Below are 19,452 nucleotides of genomic sequence, written 5' to 3'. Positions count from 1 at the left end.
CAGCTTGTGAGACTTGCGCCTTCGCGGAGGGCGGCTCGGAAGCCGGCGTTGCGGTCCGATCGCTTTCCGCTGAGGCTTTGATTTCCGCCGAAGGTTGCTGGGCTTTGTGGACATAGCCGGAGCGCGACGCAGCGGGCGGTTCCTGTTCCCCGCTGCGCCGAATCCGGTCCCGCAACGAGTTGCTGCGCGGCTGCGGCGGCTCGGCGCCGTCTTCCTTGGCCGGATCGAATGTGCGGGAAATCGGATTACCCATGTCGTTCATTGGATTGGCTGTGCCCCAGGTTGGCCGCGCTAAGAGCGCACCCGACCTGCCTGCCCGAAAGTGCTTAAGATGTGGTCAACGCGCGCGGCTGCAATCCGCTAGATGAGCGCAAAGAGGCGTCCGGCCGCCCAGCCCATCCCGACCGACAGGAACACGGCCAGCAATCCGTAGAGCAGGGCCAGATCCTGCGAATATTCCTCGACCTTGCGCTCGAAACCGACTTTCTGCACTTCGACTTCGGTCATGGCGGAGGCAATGACCCGCCCTCCCCGCACTGCGAACGTCTCGGCGGTATAGGTTCCGGTGGTCACGTTGGAAGGCAGCGTTATGCGTGCCTGGTACAGAACCTGTTCGCTGATCTGCACGCCGCCGAAATCCTGTTTGTAGAGCTGCTGGCGCGTCTTCAGATCGACCAGCCCATTCTTGAACCTCGCCTGTTCATCTGGATCGATCGCGCCGCTGGGCGAAAGCTGGATGTAATCGGTCCCGAATTCGTAAATCGCAGCGGTTTTTTCGTCGACGATTTCCGAAATGGGGCGTGAGGAGGCGACGGCGAAATAGGAGGGAACCGACCGGAAATCGCTGCTTGCGGCATTGATCCAGACGCCGGCGAACCGCTCTTTCTCGCGCAGGCGAACCGGTTGCGAAGGGCCCTTGAGTACCACCACGATATTGTAGTCACTGCCCGCCGCCCGGCCCTGCGGATCGAGCACCGCGCCGAACAGCAGGAGTTCCGTGCCCGTGAAGCCCTGGCGCACCTGCACCTCGTGCTGGCTGACCTCGGGCACGAGGATGGGATCACGCTGGCCCATCAGCGCGAAGGCGAAGAGGAGGAGCAGGAGCACCCTCACAGCGGATACAGCGTGTAGATTTCCTCGGGCTGGTAAAACAATCCGAGGAACATGCGAAAGGCCACCAGCAGAACGGTCACAGCCAGGATCAGGCGCAGCAGTTCCGGCTTCGCTTTGACTGCTATCTGCGAACCGAGCTGCGCGCCGGTGACCGAGCCCAACAACAGGAGGAAGACCAACACGATATCGACTGCCTTGGTGGTCAGCGAGTGCATGATCGTGGTGGCCATTGTGACGAACAGGATATTGTAGAGCGAGGTCCCGACCACGACATTCGCGCTCATGCCGAGGATGTAGAGCATGGCCGGCACGAGGATGAAGCCGCCGCCCACCCCCATCAGCATCGTCAGCACGCCCACCGCGATGCCGACGACAAGCGGGGCGAGCGGCGAAATGTAGAGACCCGAGCGATAGAAACGCCAGCGCATCGGCAGACTGGCGACCAGCGGATGGTGGCGCCGCCGCGCGGCTTGCGCGCTACCCGTCCCGCGGATCGTCTGTACCGCCTCGCGCGCCATCAGCGTGCCGATCGTCCCAAGCAGGACAACGTAAAGCGCGCTGATGACCACGTCGATCTGGCCGATCGCTCGAAAGAAACGGAACAATAGAGCGCCGAAGCCCGAGCCGATCACCCCGCCAGCGACCATGACCATACCCATGCGGTAGTCGACGCCGCCACGCCCGCCATGCGCGAGCACGCCGGTTACGCTGGCTCCGGTGACCTGCGTCGACGCCGACGCGGCAGCCACGGTTGGCGGGATACCGTAGAAGATCAGCAGCGGCGTGGTCAGGAACCCGCCGCCCACGCCGAACAAGCCCGAAAGCACGCCGGTCAGCGCCCCCAGCGCGACGATCCACAGCCCGTTCACGGACAGGTTCGCGATGGGGAGATAGACGTCCATGAAAGCGCCCTATCGCAGGGGCGTTACGGATAAAAGCTGAACAATGTCAGAAGCCGGTCGAAAGCGTCAAAACACCGCCATCACCCGGCTCGGCATCGCCCGCCACACGCCAGCGATAGTCGGCCTCGATACGTGCGGGCGTGGTCCCCAGCCGCAGGTCGACGGTCACGCTTGGGCCGAGATCGAGCCGTGCCGCGCCCTGCTGCGCGCCACCCCAGACGCCACCACCCAGCGACACCCGGCCGAGGTCGAAATTAGCGAGCTCTTTTTCTGCGACCATCGAGCCATCCGCGAAGGCAGTAGCGAAATCGCCGCCGACATAGCCGGCCTGGCCATAGCCGCGCGCTTCTAAGCCCGCTGGAAGGCGCAACCGGTCGAATCCTCCCGCTACGAATATCGAGTGCCGGATTTGCGCGGGGCTGCCAGGTCGTTCGGTTACCCGCGCTTCGCCATGAATGGCGAGCGGCACACTGGCCACCGGTCGCAACCGAAGGCCCAGGGCGCCCTCGGTTTCGCCACCCTCAATCAACGCATGGCTTGCGCGAGCATAGATCGAGGGTGCCGCCGTTGAGGTCGGCGCGAGCCGATAGGAGATCACAGCTCCGAGCTGGCTCGCGCCATAGCTGGCAGGACGAGCCCCTCCGTCAGAGAGACGATTGCCTCCCTGACGCAGAACCACCCAGGCGTCGAACCGCCATGGGGAGGTCGACCATGCGGGCGGGGAGGCCGCGCCCGTAGGCGTCTTGCGGCTCTGGCGATCCAACATTTCGGCTACGCTGCGCGGCATCGGCAGGCTGGCCATCCCTGCCATGAACAGCAGATTGTGCCCGACCGCGCGCTGGTGCGTATCGAAGTGTTCGGAATAGGCCTGCGGCGCCGGAACGGCCGATAGGGGCACATCCACCGGTTCGAACGACAGCGGCACCTTCTCCCATGCGGAAAGGGAGGGTACCGGCCTGCCCCCTTTCGCCGCCGGACCGGTCGTGGGCGATACTTCCTCAATCCTCGATCCGCTCTTCGTCTGGCGAAATTCGGCGGTCGCAAGGCGAAGGCTTTCGGACAAAGGCAGCGAGGAAGACCAAGGGTTTTGCCACGTCACGATCCGGACCAGACACCAGCCGACCAGCAGCAGCCCCAGAAACAGGACGGGCTGCCCCTGGCGCCGAACGACCGGATCGCTCATGCCCCGCCTTTGCTTGGCAAGAGAAGCGCCGGATGATCGCGATGCTCGGTCTTGTCCCAGATAACCGGTGCGCCGCGAAGCGTGCCGACATAGTTCAAGAGCGCGCGCCGCCCCGCCATGATCGCAATGACGTTCGAAACAATCGTGCGCGGGATGGCGAGCAGGCCCTGCCGCCAGCCATATTCCCGGGCCGTGAACGCCGCGCGCACCAGGAAGCGCAGCGACAGGCCTGCGAAATTGATCCACAGGAGTACCGTTAGAAGCGGTGTCGCCATTGGCAGCTCGACCAACCCCAATTGCTGGAGAACCAGCCCAGCGGCCCCGAATCCGAAAAGCAAATAGGCAATCACAAGCAGGATCGCGGCGAGCGGGCCGCGCCGGTCGCGCAATTGCATCCACAGCTCGACCGGCTCCGAACCCCAGCCGAGACGGTCCCAGCCCTGCAAGGCAATGCCGTGCATCCAGCGCGTTTTCTGCCGTACCGACTGGTTAAGTCGCGAAGGGAAGAAGGCCCGTGTCGCGATAAGCCTCCCATCGGCTGCGCGAACCCGCAGAAAACGTCCCCGACCGCCCGCCGCAGCGATCTTGAGGCCCAGCTCGTAGTCCTCCGTCAGGGATTCTGCGGCAAATGGCAGGCCGCCCTGCTTTTCGGCCAGCTGCTTCAGCGAACCTCGAGCGACTGCGCATCCGACTCCCGCCCCCGGGATCGCCGCTCCGAGGGCATCGCGCACAACCAGCCCTTTGCCATGGCTTTCCGCGAACTCGTCCGAGTAATGCGAGCCGATCCATGGCGAATGGCGTTGCGGTAGGGCGAGCACCGGCAGTTGAACGAAATGGGCATGCCACAACGCCCGGTCGAGTAGGTCCAGCGCCATCGGGTCGACCATGTCTTCGGCGTCGTGGAGTACGACCATACGCGTCTCGATACCCGAACGTCGCTCGTCCTCCGTCAGAGCGGCATGGAGACGGTTCAGGCAATCTGCCTTGGATGTCGGCCCATCCCTCTCGTGGACGATCAGTCGCACGCGGGGGTCGCCCCGTACGGCGGCTATGACCGAGGCCATGGTTGCAGCATCGTTGCGGTAACAGCCAACATAGACTGTCAATTCGTCCTGCGGCCATGCATCGAGCATATGCACCAGAGTCGGCCCGAGGACGTTGGCCTCCTGCCATGCAGGTATGAAAACCGCCGCCCGCCCCGCCAGACCATCTATGTCATCGAAAATCGCTTCGTCGACCCGCTCGGTCTGGATTCGCCTCGTGACCCGGCACCAAAGGTAGGTGCAATCGAGCGCGAATTCATCGATCATGCCGAGAGCGAAGAAAGCCGCTGCGAACAGCAGCAACTCGTGCTGAACGAGCACGAACCATTCCGCGATCGTGAACGACCCTAGTACCAAGCGGCACCCCCCTGCCTTTCTGGATAACCGCGAGTTTCAAGACTTGCAACGTAGGCCGCTTTGCGAAAGAGAGCGTCCCCAAGATGACCGAACGTCCTTCAGCCTTCCGCCTCGTCTTTGCCCCCGTACGCGCACTCTTCGTCAGCGACGCTTCGGCCGGCATCCTCCTCATCCTAGTCGCGGCAGCGGCAATGCTGGCGGCCAACTCGCCGCTCGCGACCGAATACGAGCAATTGTTCTATGGCGAATTGCCGTGGACCCCGATCCCCAAGCTCTACGATCTGCACCTGTGGATCAACGACGGCCTGATGGCGATATTCTTCTTCGTTGTGGGCCTCGAAGTGAAACGCGAGTGGATCGAGGGACAGCTTTCCACGGCGCAATCGCGCCGCTTGCCGATTCTCGCGGCGGTGGCGGGGATGGCGATTCCCGCCCTGGTCTATGTCGGCGTGGTCGGCGGCGATGCCGAATTGCTGCGCGGCTGGGCCATTCCCGCCGCAACCGACATTGCCTTCGCAATGGGCGTGCTGGGCTTGCTGGGCAATCGCTGTCCGGCCTCGCTGCGGCTGTTCCTGCTGACCGTGGCGATCGTCGACGATATCGGCGCGGTGATGGTGATTGCCCTGTTCTATACCGCGAACATCAAGCTGGGATGGCTGGCCGCAGCGGGCGGTGTCGTAGTGCTGATGATGGTGCTCAACCGGATGCGCGTCGCGTCCTACTGGCCGTTCGTCCTGCTGGCGCTGGTGCTGTGGTACTTCGTGCTCAACACCGGCATACATGCGACCATCGCCGGCGTCGTGGCCGCGCTGTGTATCCCGATGGTTGGACCCGACGACCAGACCATGGTCGAACGCATGGAGCACGGGCTCGCTCCCTGGAGCGCCTATCTCGTGGTCCCGGTCTTCGGTTTCGCGAATGCCGGCGTGCCGCTGGCCGGGATGGGTCTCGAACAGCTGCTTGCGCCGCTGCCGCTGGGGATTGCCGCGGGCCTGTTCCTCGGCAAGCAGGTCGGCATTTTCGCCGCCATTTACGCTGCCGACAAGCTCGGTTTCGCCCCCCGCCCGGACCAGGCGAGCTGGCCCGAGATCTGGGGAATTTCCATTCTGTGCGGAATCGGCTTCACCATGTCGCTGTTCATCAGTGGACTGGCATTCAGCGGCCAGCAGCTGCTGATCAACGAGGCGAAGATCGGAATCCTGCTCGGGTCGCTGATCTCGGCAGTCGCCGGCTATGCGATCCTGCGCATGTCGGCGCCGCACCCCGAGGATGCGAAGTCGCCCTATATCGACTGACCCGGCTTACCAGCTGCCGGTATTCTCCATGCTCGCCCAGGGCTCCTGCGGGTCGAGATAGCCTTCCTGCAGCAACTCGATCGAGATGCCGTCGGGCGTCTTGACGAAGGCCATGTGTCCATCGCGCGGGGGCCGGTTGATCGTGTGCCCCGCATCCATGATTGCCTGGCAGGTCTCGTAGATGTTCTCGACCCGATAAGCGAGATGGCCGAAGTTGCGCCCGCCGCCATAGTCCTCGGGCGCGCTGCCATCTTCGGGCGGCCAGTTGTAGGTCAGCTCGACCTCGGCCACGCCTTCCTGACCGGGTGCGGCAAGGAAGATGAGCGTGAAGCGGCCCTTCTCGTTGTCGAACCGGCGTGTCTCCTCGAGTCCGATTAGCTTGAAGAAAGCAACGGTCGCTTCGGGATCGGTGACCCGGATCATGCTGTGCAGGTATTTGGGCACGAGTAACTCCATTCATCGAGATTAAAGCACGGTTCATCGTCAAAATTGTATCGCGATCCTCGGGAGGCACAGACCAGAGAGGAACGAGACCATGAGCGACGAAACCGAAATAGACGACACTAGTGCCACGCCGCGGCAGGGCGATGCAACGCTCAAACGCTGGCTGGCGAGCGCGGGGATCGTGGCGATCGGACTGGTGCTCGGCGGATTTGTCCTTGGCGACGGCCTCGTGCGCATGAAGGCTGCCGAACGCAGCGTGACCGTGCGCGGCCTGGCCGAACGCGAAGTCACTGCCGACCTTGCGACCTGGACGTTATCTTTCGCTTCCACCGCCACCAGCCTCCAGACCGCGCAGGCCAGCACGGATCGCGACGCAACGGCGGTACGCGAATTTTTCGAAGGTCTGGGCTTTCCCGAGAACGAGCTGACGCCGGCGGGCGTGAACGTCTCCAATTATACCGACGACGGCATTGTGTTCTACACCGTACGCCAGCGGATCGTGCTGCGCACCAAGGACATCGAACGCGCCCAGCGCGCGGTCCGCAGCCAGGCCGAACTCGTGCGTAGGGGTGTAGTGCTCGAGGACGGATCAGGCATCAGCTATACCTTCACCGGACTCAATGCGATCAAGCCCGAAATGGTCGCCGAAGCCACGAGGGATGCGCGCGCCGCAGCGGAACAATTCGCCCAAGATAGCGGCGCGGATGTCGGCAGCATCCGCAAGGCGACGCAGGGCTATTTCTCGATCGGCGCGCGCGATGGCGAGGCCGGCGGCTGGGGCATCGGCGATACGCCGTTCAAGAAGGTGCGCGTGGTCACGACGGTCGATTTCGCTCTCGACTGACAAAAAGGACGCACGCTCGATCGGCGCGCGCCCCTTTGCATTGACTGCCAGCGAAGAGTCAGAAACTGGCAGCAATCGTACCGACGATTGCGTCGTCGGTGAACCCGTCGATCGACGGACCCTCGACCCCGATATAGGCGACGCCGACTTCGAAATTGCCTTGAGCCACGCTGGCGCCAATCGACCAGTCGAGGCCGGTATCGTCGGTCGTCCCGGCCAGCAGCGGCGGAGCGAGCGCGCCATCGGTATAGCCGAGGTGGCCGGTCAGGGTGAATGGCGTATCGGGAATGCCGACCCCGAGATCGGTATAGAGATACAGGTTGTCGTCGCCACCGAGCGAATCCTGCTCGGGTGCATAGGCCACCCCGAAGGTCGCTTCAGCCGGACCGAAGCTGGTGCTGATCGAGGCGTAGGGTTCGATATAATCGGTATCGAGACCAAGCTCTTCGGTTGGATAGATATAGTAGAGCACGCCGATATCGACGCTGACCGCGTCGGTCAGATTGCCGCTCCATCCGGCATAGATGTCGAACTCGAGTTCACCGAAGGAGGGGCCGCCATCGATCGAAGAGGCCCAGGTGCCGATGTAGAAGCCGCTGTCATGGGCAACATCGAAGCCACCCTGCACCGCCGGGTCGCCGCCCGAGAGCGAGACGCCGCGAAAGCGGTAATCGGTCGTCAGCGCCGCATTGGCCGAGACGGAAAAGCCGCTGTCGTCTTCGGATTGGGCCATGGCCGGGGTTGCGATGGAAAGGCCCGCAGCAGCGAGCGAAACGGCCATGAGGCCGCGAAAGGACGTGAGCATTACAAACTCCTGTACGAGTGTCGCTTCGTCCCACCTGCGAATCCGCCGGGGCCAGTTTGTTAGGCTCCTCGTCCGGATACGGTCATAAACCTGCACAATCTGGCGCCTACACGCAAGATAGCTGTGGCAAGTTTTCGCTTATGCAGCAAAAGATGTGCCTTTTTCGCAACTGCACAAACCGCATTCCACGCGCGTTTATTGCCCCCGCGGCGGCTTCCGCCTATCTGGTCCGCAATCCTACCGAACCACAAGCAGGGCCGCACTTTCGCTCGATGATCAAGCTCGCGAAACTCTTCAAGAAGGGCGCCTGGTCCACGCATCGGCCAAGAGTGCCGGATGGGGAACGGTTCTATGTGATCGGGGACATCCACGGTCGCTGCGACCTGTTCGACGAACTGATCCTCGCTATCGAGCAGGACGACGCGAAGTCTGGCAACGCGCAAAGTACGGTGGTGCTGCTCGGCGACCTCGTCGACCGCGGCCCCGAAAGCGCACGGGTGATCGAAACCGCGCGCCAATGGGGCAAGCGGCGCAAGGTCCGCTATATCGCCGGAAATCACGAGGAAATGTTCCTCGAGAGCTTCGAAGACAAGGAAATGCTGCGCCATTTTCTCAAGCATGGCGGCAAGGAAACCGTGCTCAGTTACGGGATCAAGAAGAAGCGCTACAACGAGCTCACCATGAAGGAACTGCAGGGTGAGCTGCACGATCTCGTGCCGAACAAGCACCGCAAGTTTATCGAGAAAATGGAAGATATCATCGTCGCGGGCGACTATGTTTTCGTCCACGCCGGGATCAATCCGAAGCGCACCCTGGAAGATCAGAAGGCATCCGATTTGCGCTGGATCCGCGACCGATTCCTCAAGCACCGCGAGCCGACGAGCCATGTCGTGGTGCATGGCCATACGATTTTCGAGGAGATCGAACACACGCCCTACCGCATCGGGATCGATACGGGCGCGTTCCGCACCGGCAATCTGACCGCGCTCGTGCTCGAGGGCGACCAGCGACGCTTGATCCAGGCGCAGGAAAAAGACGGTACGCTCAGCGTCGTTCACACCGATTTCGCCTGATCGCGAGCCACCGGCGACGGCGTGAATTGCCAGGGGGCCTGTAAGCCGGGTTCTGTCCTGCACGCGGTATGCTCGCACACCAGCCGCACAGGGGCAGTCATTCGTCTAGGCCGCGGATCGCTCCGCGGCTCCAGCAGCCAACCCGGACGGTCGATGCGAAACGCACCTACCCGCTCGCGCGGGCGCGCCGCCCCTATTCGGCCTTGCTCCGGGTGGGGTTTGCCATGCGGGCCGCGTTGCCGAAGCCCCGGTGCGCTCTTACCGCACCCTTTCACCCTTGCCTGAACCTGCATGCAGGCCATCGGCGGTATGCTCTCTGTGGCACTTTCCCTGAGCTTGCGCCCGGCGGGCGTTACCCGCCACCCTTGTTTCGTGGAGCCCGGACTTTCCTCGGTTTCCCGCGACTGCCCGGCCCCCTGGCCCGAACGCAGATAGCGATCAAGGCCCGGGTCGCCAAGTGGCCCGGCTACAACGGGTCAAAACAATTGCATTCCAAAAAGTCCCGACGGCAACGAAACGATCATGGCGTGGGTTGACTCGGTGTCGATGCACTGTCTCTACGGCGAAGGGAGATGGATTTTTTGGAAACGTTACCACCCATCCCGTGGCGCGATAGGCTGGACGAGTTCCTGACGCGTTGCGAAGACATGCCGGTCCCGGCCCGCGAGGATGCGCACGCCATGGCGCAAAGCTTGTGTACGCTGCTCCGCCAAGCCCCGGATACGGTGAAGAAGCGCTTCCCCCTACCTGAGGACGATACCCTTCGCGCCCTGGTGGAAAGCGGTTCGATCGAGCAAATACTTCTGATGATCACCAAACCAGTGGGTATCATGACCTCCCGCGCACCGTCGGGATACGCGATTGCGACAATCGCGGTCCCGGAGCTCGAAATAGAAAACAGCTTCTCCAGCAGCAACTCTTTGGCTCACGCCATGACCGGCGCCATCGCGGGAGCCGCCATCGGGATCATTGCGGCCGAAGGTGAGCGAGGATCGACCGAGGGCTGAACCACCTCCCCTATCAGGTTAGCTGCGCCTGCCCGCCATGTTGGCTCGGTGCAATTCGATCGAACGCAGGCTGATGCTCATTTCCTGGGCGATCCGATTGTTGGTGATCGCATGGGCGATCGACCGGCGAGCCGAGTCGAGACTTTCCTCCGATCTGGACCCGATGAAATTCTGCATCGCTTTCTCGACAAGCTGCCGCCCGCGCTCCGAAAGACACACGGGACGCGCACCGCCATCCTCTCGTTCTCCCTCCACAACAGTGATTCCCTCTTCGGCCAGAGCTTCGATGAAGCGTGAACCCGCGGCACGAGAGACCCCCCCGGCCCGGCATGAACTCGCGATGCTGGCAGTCCTGCCATTGGCTTGCATGACGAACAGGCTGATGAGCATGTCCCATCCCGCGCCGCAGGGAAAGTCGGCTAGCATCAAAGACTGGCTTTCCCCGCTCTGCCCCATCTCATATTGCGCATCGCGGCAGCAACGATCCGCCTCGCACGGGTCATCCCAGGAATTGCGCCAGTCCGCGAAGGAAATCAGCTTCTCCTCTATGCCGCGCAATATGGCTTCCTCGGTGGGTGTCACATCAGCCCCCTTTCGCGCATGCTGACCACCTCGCGTCGACCCACGACAAGATGATCGTCGACCAGCACGCCCAGTCGCTCTGCCTGCGACACGAGATCCCTGGTTTGGGAAATGTCGGAAGCGCTGGGCTCGGCACTGCCCGACGGATGGTTGTGCGCGATCAGCATGCGGTGTGCGTCGAGCGAGAGCGCCCGCCCGAACAGAGCTCGCGGCGAGACCTGGATTTCACCCTCGCCCCCCTCTGCGACGATCTCTTCGGAGATGACGAAGCCTGCCCGATCGGCCATGATCGCGATCATGCGCTCGCGCCGCAGGCAACCCATCGTTTCCAGCAGGTAGCGCTCCATCCCCTTGCGGTCCTTGCCAAGCGGCGTGCGCAAAACCTGTTCACGTATGCCGTCGCGAAGAAGCTGGCGAATCGCGAGGAAGACATCGACCCAACGCTCCCCAGGATGCGCGCATTGGCGCAACTCCGCTTCGCTGGCGTCGATCAGCGCGCCGATCGATCCGAAACGGTCGAGCAGCCGTTCGGCAAGGTCTAATGGTTCGGCCGAGAGCGGAGCAAGCAATCCGGTCAGGTGGTGGAGCCGGTTCCCGACCGCCGATAGTGCACCAGCGTGCCGAGCCCGGTAATGACCAGAGCCAGCCAGACCGGCCACCGTTCCATTACGGCATAGACTATTGGCTCGAGAGGCATGCTGGCCGCGCGCAACAGGTGCGACACGACTGCGATCAATTGCGCCGAGCCTACCCAAAGCACCCACCAGCGATCATAGGCGAGTGCAACCGCGGTAACGCCAAGGAAGGCGCAAAGATCGACCGCGAAGCGGAAGGTCTGCAGCGAGGCGTAACCGGCCTCGCTCCAATGCCCGGTGACCAGCCAGCGGGCGATCCCCGAAAAGACCACCGCGAAATAGATTGTTGCGACATAGCGTTCAGGCTTTCCGCCTCTGCTCCAAGCAAAGGCGAGAACCGCAAGCGTCAGTGCCACCTGGATCAGGAACCGGGTCATCGCACACGCCCTTGGGCCCTCGCCGTTGCTAAGGCAAGTCAGGCTACGATGGTGGTTACATGCTCGGCGGAGGTGAAGCCGTCGTCGGGGCAGGTCGGTTCCTCGCCCGCGCCGGTTTCGATAGCGATCTTCCGCAATTGGCCGTGAGCGCGGTTGGCTTCGCCGCGAACATCGATGAGGCCGCCTACGATTCTCTGAAGCCGCATCAGCGCGCGCTGGCTTTCGAGATCGGGAGCTCCTGCGACGTCGCGGCTGGCAAGCGCAGCGCTGTGCAGCAGGGCGGTGCTCTTCGCCAACGCGTCGGCGATGGCGAATTCGGAATCGCTCAACTCGCGAGCGATGCGGGCGGTTGCGGTAGGCAGATCAAGCGACATTCACATTCTCCTCTGGCGAGTGGGCCGAGGAGTAGTTTGAACCCTACAGCATCGTGGCCAACGCGTTCGCAAAAGCCATCGAAAGCACGGCAACGGCCATGATAGCCACCGCGCCCAGCGCGATCAGCAGCAATTTGCCGCTAATTCCCAGGTCCGAAGGTCTGATCCTCGGCTGCAACCAGTCAGAGGACCTGTCCCAGGGAGCCCTTGCATCGAATGCGAGGGAATCTTCGAAGACAAAGGGTCGCTCTTGCGGCTGCGCGGTCGTAGATGCAGCGGAGGATGGAGGAGGGGTTAGTATGGTTGGATCATCTATGGTCCGATCATATGCTTCGGCCCAGGCGCGATAGTGCCGCAAGACCTCGACCCGCGACATGTGGCCCAGCTTGGCGCGCACCGCATCGATGCGCTTGTCGATTGTGACCGGTGCAACACCCAGTTCCTGCGCGATCTGCTTCGAGGTCAGGTGCTGACAGGCCAAGCGCAAGGCCTCCTCCTGCTTCTCGGTAAGCGATACGAATACGGAATGGATAGCGCCGTGATCCATCGGTCCTGTTTAAGCCATCAGGGCTGCAGGGGCAAACCGCGCGAACGAGCGGCGCGCCCGGGATGATACCGGCCTGACTTGGCAGGCAGGTTTTTCATATCCCTGCAAAGGCTTGGCAGCCCGCGGGGCTGGACCGCTCCGCATTCAGGCCACGCGAATTTCAGTATGGATTAGCCATTTTAGCCCTGATTCGCGGCGAAATGCGTGCCTAACGCGCATTGCCCCGGTCACGGTCGAGCAAGAGCTGGAACAGGATCGCGCGCACCTCGCCGTCGATCTCGCCATTGATCTTCTCCGGGCGCCAGCGGCGCTGGAAGGCTTCGACCGCCTTGTGCCCGTCGGTGATATCGTAGCCGAATCGCTCCAGCGCGAGATAGAAGCTTGCATCGTTGTCGAATGGGTCGCCCCGCTCGAGCTTCTGGGGGCGTGGGAGGCACAGGCCATACTCGGCCAGCCGGTCCCAGGGGAAAAGCTCGCCCGGGTCGATCTTTCGTGCCGGCGCGACGTCGGAATGGCCCACGACATTGGTTCGCGGAATATCGTAGCGTTTCACTATTCGCGCCAGCAGCGGCACGAGCGCCTCGAACTGCGCATCGTTGAACTCGCGATAACCATATTTATGGCCCGGGTGGTCGAGCTCGATCCCGATGCTCGCCGAGTTGACGTCCTTGTGCCCACGCCAATAGGACACGCCGGCATGCCAGGCGCGCTTTTCCTCCGGTACCAGCCGCACGACCTCTCCCTGTTCGCCGATCAGGTAATGCGCCGAAACCTTGGCCTCCGGATCGCATAGCCTTTCGATGGCGAAGCCTTTGTCCTCCATCTCGGTATAGTGGATCACCACCATTTCGATGGGCATAGTACGTTCGTCGTGATTGGGTGATAGGACCTCGCGGTCGACGAGTTCATCCTCGCTTACGGGCAGGCCCTGGCCAAGCTTGCCGAAATCCGAGCTCAACCGATCAGCCCTTCGCCTTGTGGCAAGACCGCGCCCAGCACCAGCGCATCCGCCCCCTTGTGGAACTGCAGCCCGCCGCCGCTTTCGGTGGCAAGCAGGTTGATCATATGCGCCGCCGCCGTGCGACTGGTCAGGTCGCTGCGATCGAGCGTGCCGTCGAGTGCCTTGCCGATGGTCTCGTCGAAGGCGATTTTCGGCCCCGCGGCGCGGACCACGATTTCGCAGGACCCGTCGCGCACTTCCGCCCCGATATCGAGCGTGCCGCCGCGCACCAGCGCGTCGATGGCGATCTGCGCGAAGTTGAGCAGTACCTTGACCGCAGGCTTGCCAAGGGTTGGCTCGGCCAGTGCCCAGTTTATCGAGATGTTCGGCTTGTCGGCGACAAGCGCCTCGATCAGCGCCTGCGGTTCGGCCACTTCGACACGTTCGCCGAAACCGCCCGCCGCACCGAAGGCGAGCCGAAAGAACTTGAGCTTATTGGTGCTGATATGCGCGCTCTGCTCGAGCAACTGCATCACATTCGTGCGCATTTCCGGATCGGTTTCCACCGCGAGCAGCTCGAGCCCATTGGACAGCGCACCGACGGGGCTAAGCATATCGTGGCACAGGCGCGAGCAGAGCATCGCTGCAAGATCGATCGATTGGCGGTCGTCCATTGGGGTCCCGAGTGGTGAATTATGCGGTAAGGGTCTTAGCGAGGGCGCGTTACATAGGGAAGCGCCTCGAACCCTGCATCCCCCGAACGCCAAAAGGTGATTCGCCCTGCCGCGATAATCGCCCAGATCGCCCCGTCGGGTGCAGCCATGGCGCGATCGGTAACCGATGGCTCGGCGAGGCCGTTGGGGTGCGAGTGGTAATAGCCGAGCACCTGGGCGCCACCGTTGCGAGCGGAGCGATGCGCGTCGATCAGAACTTGCGGGTCGATCTCGAAGTGCCGGGACGGTTCGGGATGGACATTGGCGGCGGGTCGAGCGGTAATGATTTTGTTATCGGTGCCCAACAGTACACCGCAGCATTCTAGCGGATGCGCCTCCTCGGCCTCGGCAAGTAGGCACTCGACGACATCGCTTGAGACTTCGGCCTGCATCGCGCATGGCCCTAGCATGGGTGACGGCGAAATCATCAGCGGAACGCTCCTCAGCGCGGGTCGCCTCGACAAGGCATTGGCCGAGGCGAGCGGGCTCTCGCGCGAGCGGGTGAAGGGGCTGATCGCGGAAGGTGCAGTCGAGATCGCTGGAACCTCTGCCAAGAGCGGGTCGGCAAAGGTCGAGGCTGGAACCGCCTTCTCCATTGCCCTGCCTGCTCCCGAGCCGCTTGCCGCCGAGCCGCAGGATATCCCGCTCGACGTCGTGTTCGAAGACGAGCACCTGATCGTGGTCGACAAGCCCGCCGGAATGGTGGTGCACCCGGCTGCGGGCAATCCGGATGGCACGCTCGTCAATGCGCTGCTCCATCACTGCAAGGGACAGCTCTCGGGCATCAACGGCGTGGCGCGTCCGGGGATCGTTCACCGGATCGACAAGGACACCTCCGGCCTGCTGGTCGTCGCCAAGTCGGATGCCGCGCACGAAGGCTTGGCGAGGCAGTTTGCCGATCACTCGATCATTCGTCGTTACCTCGCGGTGTGTGCAGGACACCCCAACCCGCCTTCAGGCACGATTTCGAGCCGCATCGGGCGGTCGGACCGCGACCGCAAGAAGATGGCGGTGCTGCCCGACGATTCGTCGCGCGGGAAGCATGCGGTAACGCATTACGAAACCGTGCGCCGCCTGAACCATGCCGCGCTGGTCGAATGTCGGCTCGAAACCGGGCGCACGCATCAGGTCCGCGTTCACTGTGCGTCAATCGGTCATGCGCTATTGGGAGACCCTGTCTATGGACGCACTCCCAAGGCCCTCAGGGCCCTTCTCGACGAGCTCGATTTCCGGCGTCAGGCGCTCCACGCCGCACGTCTCGGATTTAGTCATCCTATCAGCGGTGAAAGCCTGGATTTCCGCGCCGAACTGCCTGCCGATATGCGGGAACTCATCGACCAAACCGCTCGTTGAAATCGACGAAACGCGTGTGCAATTTGGGCTGCGTTCGCTATAAGTAACCATGGTGGCCCGAAAGACGGATGCCCAGCAGGGGTCCGCCAACCGAGGTCGACGCAAGAAAGGTCAGGGTACAAGTGAGCAATACCAAAACTTTGAGCGTTCCGGCGCTCGGCGGTGAGCAGAGCCTCAACCGCTATCTTTCCGAAATCAAGAAATTCCCCGTGCTGACGCAAGAGCAGGAATACATGCTCGCGAAGCGCTACGAGGAACATGACGATCCCGAAGCTGCCGCGCAGCTCGTCACCTCGCACCTGCGGTTGGTGGCCAAGATCGCCATGGGATACCGCGGCTACGGCCTGCCGGTGTCCGACCTCATCTCCGAAGGCAATGTCGGCCTGATGCAGGGCGTGAAGAAATTCGAAGCCGATCGCGGCTTCCGCCTTGCGACCTATGCCATGTGGTGGATCAAGGCGAGCATCCAGGAATACATCCTGCGTTCGTGGAGCCTCGTGAAGATGGGGACCACCGCCGCGCAGAAGAAGCTGTTCTTCAACCTGCGCCGGATGAAGAAGAACCTTGACGCCTACGAGGATACCGACCTCCATCCCGACGATGTGAACAAGATCGCAACCGACCTCGGCGTGCCCGAGCAGGAAGTGGTCAATATGAACCGCCGGATGATGATGGGCGGCGACGGTTCCCTGAACGTGCCGATGCGCAATGGCGAGGAAGGCTCGGGCGAATGGATGGACTGGCTCAAGGACGATGGTCCGCTGCAAGACGAGCTGGTCGCCGATGCGCAGGAATCCGAAGTGCGCCACGACATGCTGGTCGAGGCGATGGACAGCCTCAACGACCGCGAAAAGCACATTCTCACCGAGCGTCGCCTGACGGAAAATCCGCAGACCCTGGAAGAGCTTAGCCAGGTCTATGACGTCAGCCGCGAACGCATCCGCCAGATCGAGGTGCGCGCATTCGAGAAGCTGCAGAAGGCGATGAAGGCGATCGCTGGCGAAAGGCTGCTGCCGGGCGTCGCCTGATCAGTCAGTTCTTTGGATTATCGATAGGGTCGGGAGCTTCGGTTTCCGGCCCTTCTTCTACGCCTTCTATCAGTTCCAAAGTCCCATAGTCAGGTTCGCGCAGCATTCGGCGGGCAAAGCGTAAGAGCTGGTGACGGTCGTTGATCTTGCAATACCTCGTTTGCCAGACATCCAAATTGCGCGCTTTCAGCAGATTGGACTTCGGACAACGCGATTGGAGCACTCTGAAGGACCGGATAAGGTCGTCCTTACCTCCATTCCGGGCAAGAAGGGTGTATTCGCTTCCCGGGATCATGCCCTGCTGGAGGACCCAGATTTCGAACGTCCGGCCGTCCCGTCGACCTTCTCCGATCCGGGCGAAGAATCCCCGGGAGAAAGGACCCTCGTCAAGTTCGTCGCGTTTGGGAGCAGTTCGAATGTTGGTCGCACAATGGAAGGCGCCGTAACTCGACAGGTGATACCAGACAGGATCGTGGGGAAATTGATCTGCCGGATTTGGAGTGAATTGCAAGTCGCCAAAGGCGACGCGCGTTTCGCATCCAGCGATGATATCCTCGCCGACCATGCCCCTAGGCCAAAAGTCGTCCCACTCGAAATCATACAAGGGCAGGTCCGAGTGGATGAGAGTGTACTCCCACTCGTATACCTTCTCATCCTCGCCACCCACGGCCGGAACTGCGGATAGCAAGAGCAGAGCCGCCAGCCCGAGTGGTCTCAGCACCTACTGCGTTCCCGCCAAGTCGAGCACTGCCGCAATCATCGCCTCGGTACCCAGCGTCACCGATTCGCGCGGGGCGATCTTGAACAGCGGAGAATGGTGCGAGGGGACTGGCGGCCCGCCATTGGCCGCGGCATCGAAATCCGCTTGCGGCGTTCCGCCGACTGCGAAGTAATATCCCGGCACGCCGTGTTCATCGGCGACGAAATAGGCGAAATCCTCCGCTCCCATGCCGCGCTGTTCCCAAGGGATCAGCACCTCCTCGCCGAGATCGCGTTGCATCACCGCATTGAGGCGCCGCGCGAGCACAGGATCGTTATTCGTCACCGGGGTGCCTTCCGAAACGGTCACCTGGATTGGAAGCTCGTCCGGCAGGCCATGCGCCTTACCGATATTCACTGCGATCCGCTCGATCGCCGCGAGCAATTGCGCACGCGTGTCCTCGTCATTCGCGCGCACGGTCAATTGCAGGTCGGCGCGGTCGGAAATTATGTTGTGCTTGGTGCCCGAATGGAACGCGCCCACGGTGATGACGACCGGAGACAGCGGCATCACCTCGCGGCTGACGATCGACTGCATGGCGGTGACGATCTGCGACGCGATATAGACCGGATCGCGGCCCATATGCGGGCTGGCGCCATGCGCCCCGACGCCCGGCACCACAATGTCGACCGAATCCGCGCTGGAATACTGGATCGATTCAGAGGCGGAAATCTTGCCGGTGGGCAGGATCGAGGCGACATGGAATGCCAGCGCGTAATCCGGCGTGCCGAAGCGTTCGTAGAGCCCGTCTTCGAGCATGGCCTTCGCGCCGCCGACGCGCTCTTCGGCGGGCTGGACGACGAACATCAGGGTTCCCGACCACTCGTCTTTCATCGCCATCAGGCGCCGTGCGGTGCCGACCATCGAAGTAATGTGCACATCGTGGCCGCAGGCGTGCATGACCGGATATTCCTTCCCATCCAGTCCCACCTGCGTCGCGGTCGAGGCATAATCGAGCCCGGTCTTTTCCGGCATCGGCAGGCCGTCCATATCGGCGCGCAACAGGATCAACGGTCCCGCGCCGTTGCGTGCCATCCCGACGACGCCCGTGCCGCCCACGCCCTCGGTCACGTCGAGCCCTGCAGCCCGCAATTCGGCCGCCATCCGCCTGGCGGTTTCGGTCTCGAGGAAGGAGAGTTCAGGATTGGCATGGAAATGCTTGAATAGCTCTTCGAGATGGCTGTCGTAATCCGCTGCGACTGCCTGTTTCACTGTTGCGGGATCTGCGGTTGCAGGTGTGCTCGCCAGAGTGAGTGCCATGGCCGAAGCGGCCAGCCCGAATACGATCTTGCGCATAGTCCCTCCCTCGCGGCCATCCTTGGCCGAGGCGAAAGGTAAGCATGGCGAGGCGTCTGCGGCAAGCTGGCAGATTGCGCGGAGGCCATGCCCCCGCTAGACGCGCTGGAATGCGCTGGCTGGTCCGCTTTCTGTTCAAAGCCCTGATCGGCTTCGTCGGCCTCAGCCTCCTGCTCGTGCTGCTGTTTCGATTCGTTCCCGTACCGGTCACTGCGACCATGCTGATGGACGCCAACGGCATCACCAAGGACTGGACCAGCCTCAACAATATCGACCGCAATATGGTCCGTGCCGTGATCGCGGCGGAGGACGGAAAGTTCTGCACCCATGACGGGTTCGACCGCGAGGCAATCGAGCGGGCGATCGAGAGCAACGCCCGCGGTGGGCGCATTCGCGGCGGCTCGACGATCAGCCAGCAGACCGCGAAGAATGTCTTCCTGTGGCAGGGCGGCGGTTATGTCCGCAAAGGCTTCGAAGCCTGGTTCACCGTGCTGATCGAACAGATCTGGGGCAAGCGCCGGATCATGGAAGTCTATCTCAACGTGGCCGAGACGGGCATCGGCACCTATGGCGTGGAAGCCGGGGCGCGGCGCTATTTCGGTTCCTCCGCTGCTTCGCTCACTCCGCTGCAGGCAGCCCGGATGGCGGCGGCGCTGCCTTTGCCGAAAGAACGCTCGGTTAAGAACCCGCGCGGCTGGCTCGCGCGCCACGGCAACACCATTTCGGCGCGGATCGGCTCGGTTGCCCGTGACGGGCTCGATTCCTGCGTATATCAGTAGCT

Annotated in this window: 23 protein-coding genes and 1 other RNA gene; 7 read left to right on the top strand and 17 right to left on the bottom strand. The window is 62.5% G+C overall.

Translation table 11 applies throughout. The annotated features are described in order from the left end of the window. Window positions 1-360: 360 nt before the first annotated feature. Genes ACQY4G_RS08545 through ACQY4G_RS08530 form a run of 4 tightly spaced genes read right to left on the bottom strand, consistent with a single transcriptional unit; the run spans window position 361 to window position 4,598 of the window. Window positions 361-1,113, bottom strand: a complete 753-nt coding sequence (locus ACQY4G_RS08545) for a TIGR02186 family protein (RefSeq protein WP_421990241.1) — start codon at window positions 1,111-1,113, stop codon at window positions 361-363. Next, complete coding sequence (locus ACQY4G_RS08540) at window positions 1,110-2,015, bottom strand: sulfite exporter TauE/SafE family protein (protein WP_291172906.1); 906 nt, start codon at window positions 2,013-2,015, stop codon at window positions 1,110-1,112. The genes ACQY4G_RS08545 and ACQY4G_RS08540 overlap by 4 nt, the downstream gene beginning before the upstream one ends. Window positions 2,016-2,061: 46 nt before the next feature. Beyond that, complete coding sequence (locus tag ACQY4G_RS08535; protein ID WP_421990239.1) at window positions 2,062-3,198, bottom strand: hypothetical protein; 1,137 nt, start codon at window positions 3,196-3,198, stop codon at window positions 2,062-2,064. Beyond that, window positions 3,195-4,598, bottom strand: coding sequence for a glycosyl transferase family protein (locus ACQY4G_RS08530; RefSeq protein ID WP_421990237.1), 1,404 nt, complete (start codon window positions 4,596-4,598; stop codon window positions 3,195-3,197). Before ACQY4G_RS08530 ends, ACQY4G_RS08535 begins: the two co-directional genes overlap by 4 nt. 83 nt (window positions 4,599-4,681) lie before the next feature. Here ACQY4G_RS08530 and nhaA point away from each other — a divergent pair, with 83 nt between their 5' ends. Beyond that, window positions 4,682-5,893 (top strand): Na+/H+ antiporter NhaA, encoded by a 1,212-nt coding sequence (gene nhaA / locus ACQY4G_RS08525; RefSeq protein ID WP_067696869.1) that lies wholly within the window; start codon window positions 4,682-4,684, stop codon window positions 5,891-5,893. A gap of 6 nt (window positions 5,894-5,899) precedes the next feature. Here nhaA and ACQY4G_RS08520 read toward each other — a convergent pair whose 3' ends face one another. Continuing rightward, window positions 5,900-6,337 (bottom strand): VOC family protein, encoded by a 438-nt coding sequence (locus ACQY4G_RS08520; protein WP_291175397.1) that lies wholly within the window; start codon window positions 6,335-6,337, stop codon window positions 5,900-5,902. Window positions 6,338-6,428: 91 nt separating this feature from the next. On the opposite strand from ACQY4G_RS08520, the gene ACQY4G_RS08515 reads away from it, so the two are divergent. Then, window positions 6,429-7,181 carry an SIMPL domain-containing protein gene (locus ACQY4G_RS08515; RefSeq protein WP_421990235.1) on the top strand — a complete coding sequence of 251 codons (753 nt, stop codon included), beginning with the start codon at window positions 6,429-6,431 and terminating at the stop codon, window positions 7,179-7,181. Between the two features lie 58 nt (window positions 7,182-7,239). On the opposite strand, the gene ACQY4G_RS08510 is transcribed toward ACQY4G_RS08515, so the two are convergent. Beyond that, window positions 7,240-7,986: a TorF family putative porin gene (locus ACQY4G_RS08510; protein WP_291175331.1), complete on the bottom strand. Its 747-nt coding sequence runs from the start codon at window positions 7,984-7,986 to the stop codon at window positions 7,240-7,242. A gap of 272 nt (window positions 7,987-8,258) precedes the next feature. Here ACQY4G_RS08510 and ACQY4G_RS08505 point away from each other — a divergent pair, with 272 nt between their 5' ends. Next, window positions 8,259-9,059, top strand: coding sequence for a metallophosphoesterase family protein (locus tag ACQY4G_RS08505; RefSeq protein WP_421990233.1), 801 nt, complete (start codon window positions 8,259-8,261; stop codon window positions 9,057-9,059). 25 nt (window positions 9,060-9,084) lie between these two features. Here the strand turns inward: ACQY4G_RS08505 and rnpB are convergent. Next, an RNA gene (gene rnpB / locus ACQY4G_RS08500) (RNase P RNA component class A) lies at window positions 9,085-9,479 on the bottom strand. Between the two features lie 152 nt (window positions 9,480-9,631). Here rnpB and ACQY4G_RS08495 point away from each other — a divergent pair. Next, window positions 9,632-10,066, top strand: a complete 435-nt coding sequence (locus ACQY4G_RS08495) for a hypothetical protein (RefSeq protein ID WP_291175326.1) — start codon at window positions 9,632-9,634, stop codon at window positions 10,064-10,066. A gap of 18 nt (window positions 10,067-10,084) precedes the next feature. Here ACQY4G_RS08495 and ACQY4G_RS08490 read toward each other — a convergent pair whose 3' ends face one another. The 8 genes from ACQY4G_RS08490 to ACQY4G_RS08455 form a co-directional block, all read right to left on the bottom strand. Next, window positions 10,085-10,648: a hypothetical protein gene (locus tag ACQY4G_RS08490; protein WP_421990231.1), complete on the bottom strand. Its 564-nt coding sequence runs from the start codon at window positions 10,646-10,648 to the stop codon at window positions 10,085-10,087. Next, window positions 10,645-11,217, bottom strand: coding sequence for a JAB domain-containing protein (locus ACQY4G_RS08485; protein WP_421990229.1), 573 nt, complete (start codon window positions 11,215-11,217; stop codon window positions 10,645-10,647). The genes ACQY4G_RS08490 and ACQY4G_RS08485 overlap by 4 nt, the downstream gene beginning before the upstream one ends. A gap of 5 nt (window positions 11,218-11,222) precedes the next feature. Beyond that, the gene (locus ACQY4G_RS08480; protein WP_067696764.1) at window positions 11,223-11,660 is read right to left on the bottom strand and encodes a hypothetical protein; all 438 of its coding nucleotides are present in this window, start codon (window positions 11,658-11,660) and stop codon (window positions 11,223-11,225) included. Window positions 11,661-11,698: 38 nt separating this feature from the next. Beyond that, the gene (locus ACQY4G_RS08475; protein WP_421990227.1) at window positions 11,699-12,034 is read right to left on the bottom strand and encodes a hypothetical protein; all 336 of its coding nucleotides are present in this window, start codon (window positions 12,032-12,034) and stop codon (window positions 11,699-11,701) included. 43 nt (window positions 12,035-12,077) lie between these two features. Then, window positions 12,078-12,581: a helix-turn-helix domain-containing protein gene (locus ACQY4G_RS08470; RefSeq protein ID WP_421990225.1), complete on the bottom strand. Its 504-nt coding sequence runs from the start codon at window positions 12,579-12,581 to the stop codon at window positions 12,078-12,080. 208 nt (window positions 12,582-12,789) lie between these two features. Further along, window positions 12,790-13,440 carry an N-acetylmuramoyl-L-alanine amidase gene (locus ACQY4G_RS08465; protein ID WP_067696863.1) on the bottom strand — a complete coding sequence of 217 codons (651 nt, stop codon included), beginning with the start codon at window positions 13,438-13,440 and terminating at the stop codon, window positions 12,790-12,792. Between the two features lie 95 nt (window positions 13,441-13,535). Next, a complete protein-coding gene (locus ACQY4G_RS08460) occupies window positions 13,536-14,195 on the bottom strand; it encodes a histidine phosphotransferase family protein (RefSeq protein WP_067696755.1) in 660 nt (219 codons plus the stop codon). Between the two features lie 35 nt (window positions 14,196-14,230). Then, window positions 14,231-14,626, bottom strand: a complete 396-nt coding sequence (locus ACQY4G_RS08455; RefSeq protein WP_421990223.1) for a M67 family metallopeptidase — start codon at window positions 14,624-14,626, stop codon at window positions 14,231-14,233. Between the two features lie 16 nt (window positions 14,627-14,642). Here ACQY4G_RS08455 and ACQY4G_RS08450 point away from each other — a divergent pair, with 16 nt between their 5' ends. Further along, window positions 14,643-15,587 carry an RluA family pseudouridine synthase gene (locus ACQY4G_RS08450; protein ID WP_421990221.1) on the top strand — a complete coding sequence of 315 codons (945 nt, stop codon included), beginning with the start codon at window positions 14,643-14,645 and terminating at the stop codon, window positions 15,585-15,587. 122 nt (window positions 15,588-15,709) lie between these two features. After that, window positions 15,710-16,615 carry an RNA polymerase sigma factor RpoH gene (gene rpoH / locus ACQY4G_RS08445; RefSeq protein ID WP_198147747.1) on the top strand — a complete coding sequence of 302 codons (906 nt, stop codon included), beginning with the start codon at window positions 15,710-15,712 and terminating at the stop codon, window positions 16,613-16,615. Window positions 16,616-16,619: 4 nt separating this feature from the next. Here rpoH and ACQY4G_RS08440 read toward each other — a convergent pair whose 3' ends face one another. Both ACQY4G_RS08440 and ACQY4G_RS08435 read right to left on the bottom strand, forming a co-directional pair. Further along, window positions 16,620-17,336, bottom strand: coding sequence for a hypothetical protein (locus ACQY4G_RS08440; protein ID WP_421990219.1), 717 nt, complete (start codon window positions 17,334-17,336; stop codon window positions 16,620-16,622). After that, window positions 17,337-18,671 carry an amidohydrolase gene (locus tag ACQY4G_RS08435; protein WP_421990217.1) on the bottom strand — a complete coding sequence of 445 codons (1,335 nt, stop codon included), beginning with the start codon at window positions 18,669-18,671 and terminating at the stop codon, window positions 17,337-17,339. It abuts the gene before it with no gap. Window positions 18,672-18,781: 110 nt separating this feature from the next. Between ACQY4G_RS08435 and mtgA the strand changes: the two genes are divergently transcribed. Next, entirely contained in the window at window positions 18,782-19,450 is a 669-nt protein-coding gene (mtgA, locus tag ACQY4G_RS08430; RefSeq protein ID WP_421990215.1) for a monofunctional biosynthetic peptidoglycan transglycosylase, read from the top strand. Window positions 19,451-19,452 lie beyond the last annotated feature (2 nt).

The organism is Qipengyuania sp., assembly GCF_965277845.1.
In the GTDB taxonomy this organism is placed as follows: Bacteria; Pseudomonadota; Alphaproteobacteria; order Sphingomonadales; family Sphingomonadaceae; genus Qipengyuania.
The sequence above is the reverse complement of the archived record's forward strand: the minus strand, read 5'-3'. Positions and strand labels throughout refer to the sequence as shown.

What these genes read in the sequence shown, in the direction of transcription:
- ACQY4G_RS08540 (WP_291172906.1), bottom strand. Translation starts at nt 2,015, where the DNA reads ATGGACGTCTATCTCCCCATCGCGAACCTGTCCGTGAACGGGCTGTGG.
- ACQY4G_RS08535 (WP_421990239.1), bottom strand. Translation starts at nt 3,198, where the DNA reads ATGAGCGATCCGGTCGTTCGGCGCCAGGGGCAGCCCGTCCTGTTTCTG.
- nhaA (WP_067696869.1), top strand. Translation starts at nt 4,682, where the DNA reads ATGACCGAACGTCCTTCAGCCTTCCGCCTCGTCTTTGCCCCCGTACGC.
- ACQY4G_RS08515 (WP_421990235.1), top strand. Translation starts at nt 6,429, where the DNA reads ATGAGCGACGAAACCGAAATAGACGACACTAGTGCCACGCCGCGGCAG.
- ACQY4G_RS08510 (WP_291175331.1), bottom strand. Translation starts at nt 7,986, where the DNA reads ATGCTCACGTCCTTTCGCGGCCTCATGGCCGTTTCGCTCGCTGCTGCG.
- ACQY4G_RS08505 (WP_421990233.1), top strand. Translation starts at nt 8,259, where the DNA reads ATGATCAAGCTCGCGAAACTCTTCAAGAAGGGCGCCTGGTCCACGCAT.
- ACQY4G_RS08495 (WP_291175326.1), top strand. Translation starts at nt 9,632, where the DNA reads ATGGATTTTTTGGAAACGTTACCACCCATCCCGTGGCGCGATAGGCTG.
- ACQY4G_RS08480 (WP_067696764.1), bottom strand. Translation starts at nt 11,660, where the DNA reads ATGACCCGGTTCCTGATCCAGGTGGCACTGACGCTTGCGGTTCTCGCC.
- ACQY4G_RS08475 (WP_421990227.1), bottom strand. Translation starts at nt 12,034, where the DNA reads ATGTCGCTTGATCTGCCTACCGCAACCGCCCGCATCGCTCGCGAGTTG.
- ACQY4G_RS08470 (WP_421990225.1), bottom strand. Translation starts at nt 12,581, where the DNA reads ATGGATCACGGCGCTATCCATTCCGTATTCGTATCGCTTACCGAGAAG.
- ACQY4G_RS08465 (WP_067696863.1), bottom strand. Translation starts at nt 13,440, where the DNA reads ATGCCCATCGAAATGGTGGTGATCCACTATACCGAGATGGAGGACAAA.
- ACQY4G_RS08460 (WP_067696755.1), bottom strand. Translation starts at nt 14,195, where the DNA reads ATGGACGACCGCCAATCGATCGATCTTGCAGCGATGCTCTGCTCGCGC.
- ACQY4G_RS08455 (WP_421990223.1), bottom strand. Translation starts at nt 14,626, where the DNA reads ATGCAGGCCGAAGTCTCAAGCGATGTCGTCGAGTGCCTACTTGCCGAG.
- ACQY4G_RS08450 (WP_421990221.1), top strand. Translation starts at nt 14,643, where the DNA reads ATGGGTGACGGCGAAATCATCAGCGGAACGCTCCTCAGCGCGGGTCGC.
- ACQY4G_RS08435 (WP_421990217.1), bottom strand. Translation starts at nt 18,671, where the DNA reads ATGCGCAAGATCGTATTCGGGCTGGCCGCTTCGGCCATGGCACTCACT.
- mtgA (WP_421990215.1), top strand. Translation starts at nt 18,782, where the DNA reads ATGCGCTGGCTGGTCCGCTTTCTGTTCAAAGCCCTGATCGGCTTCGTC.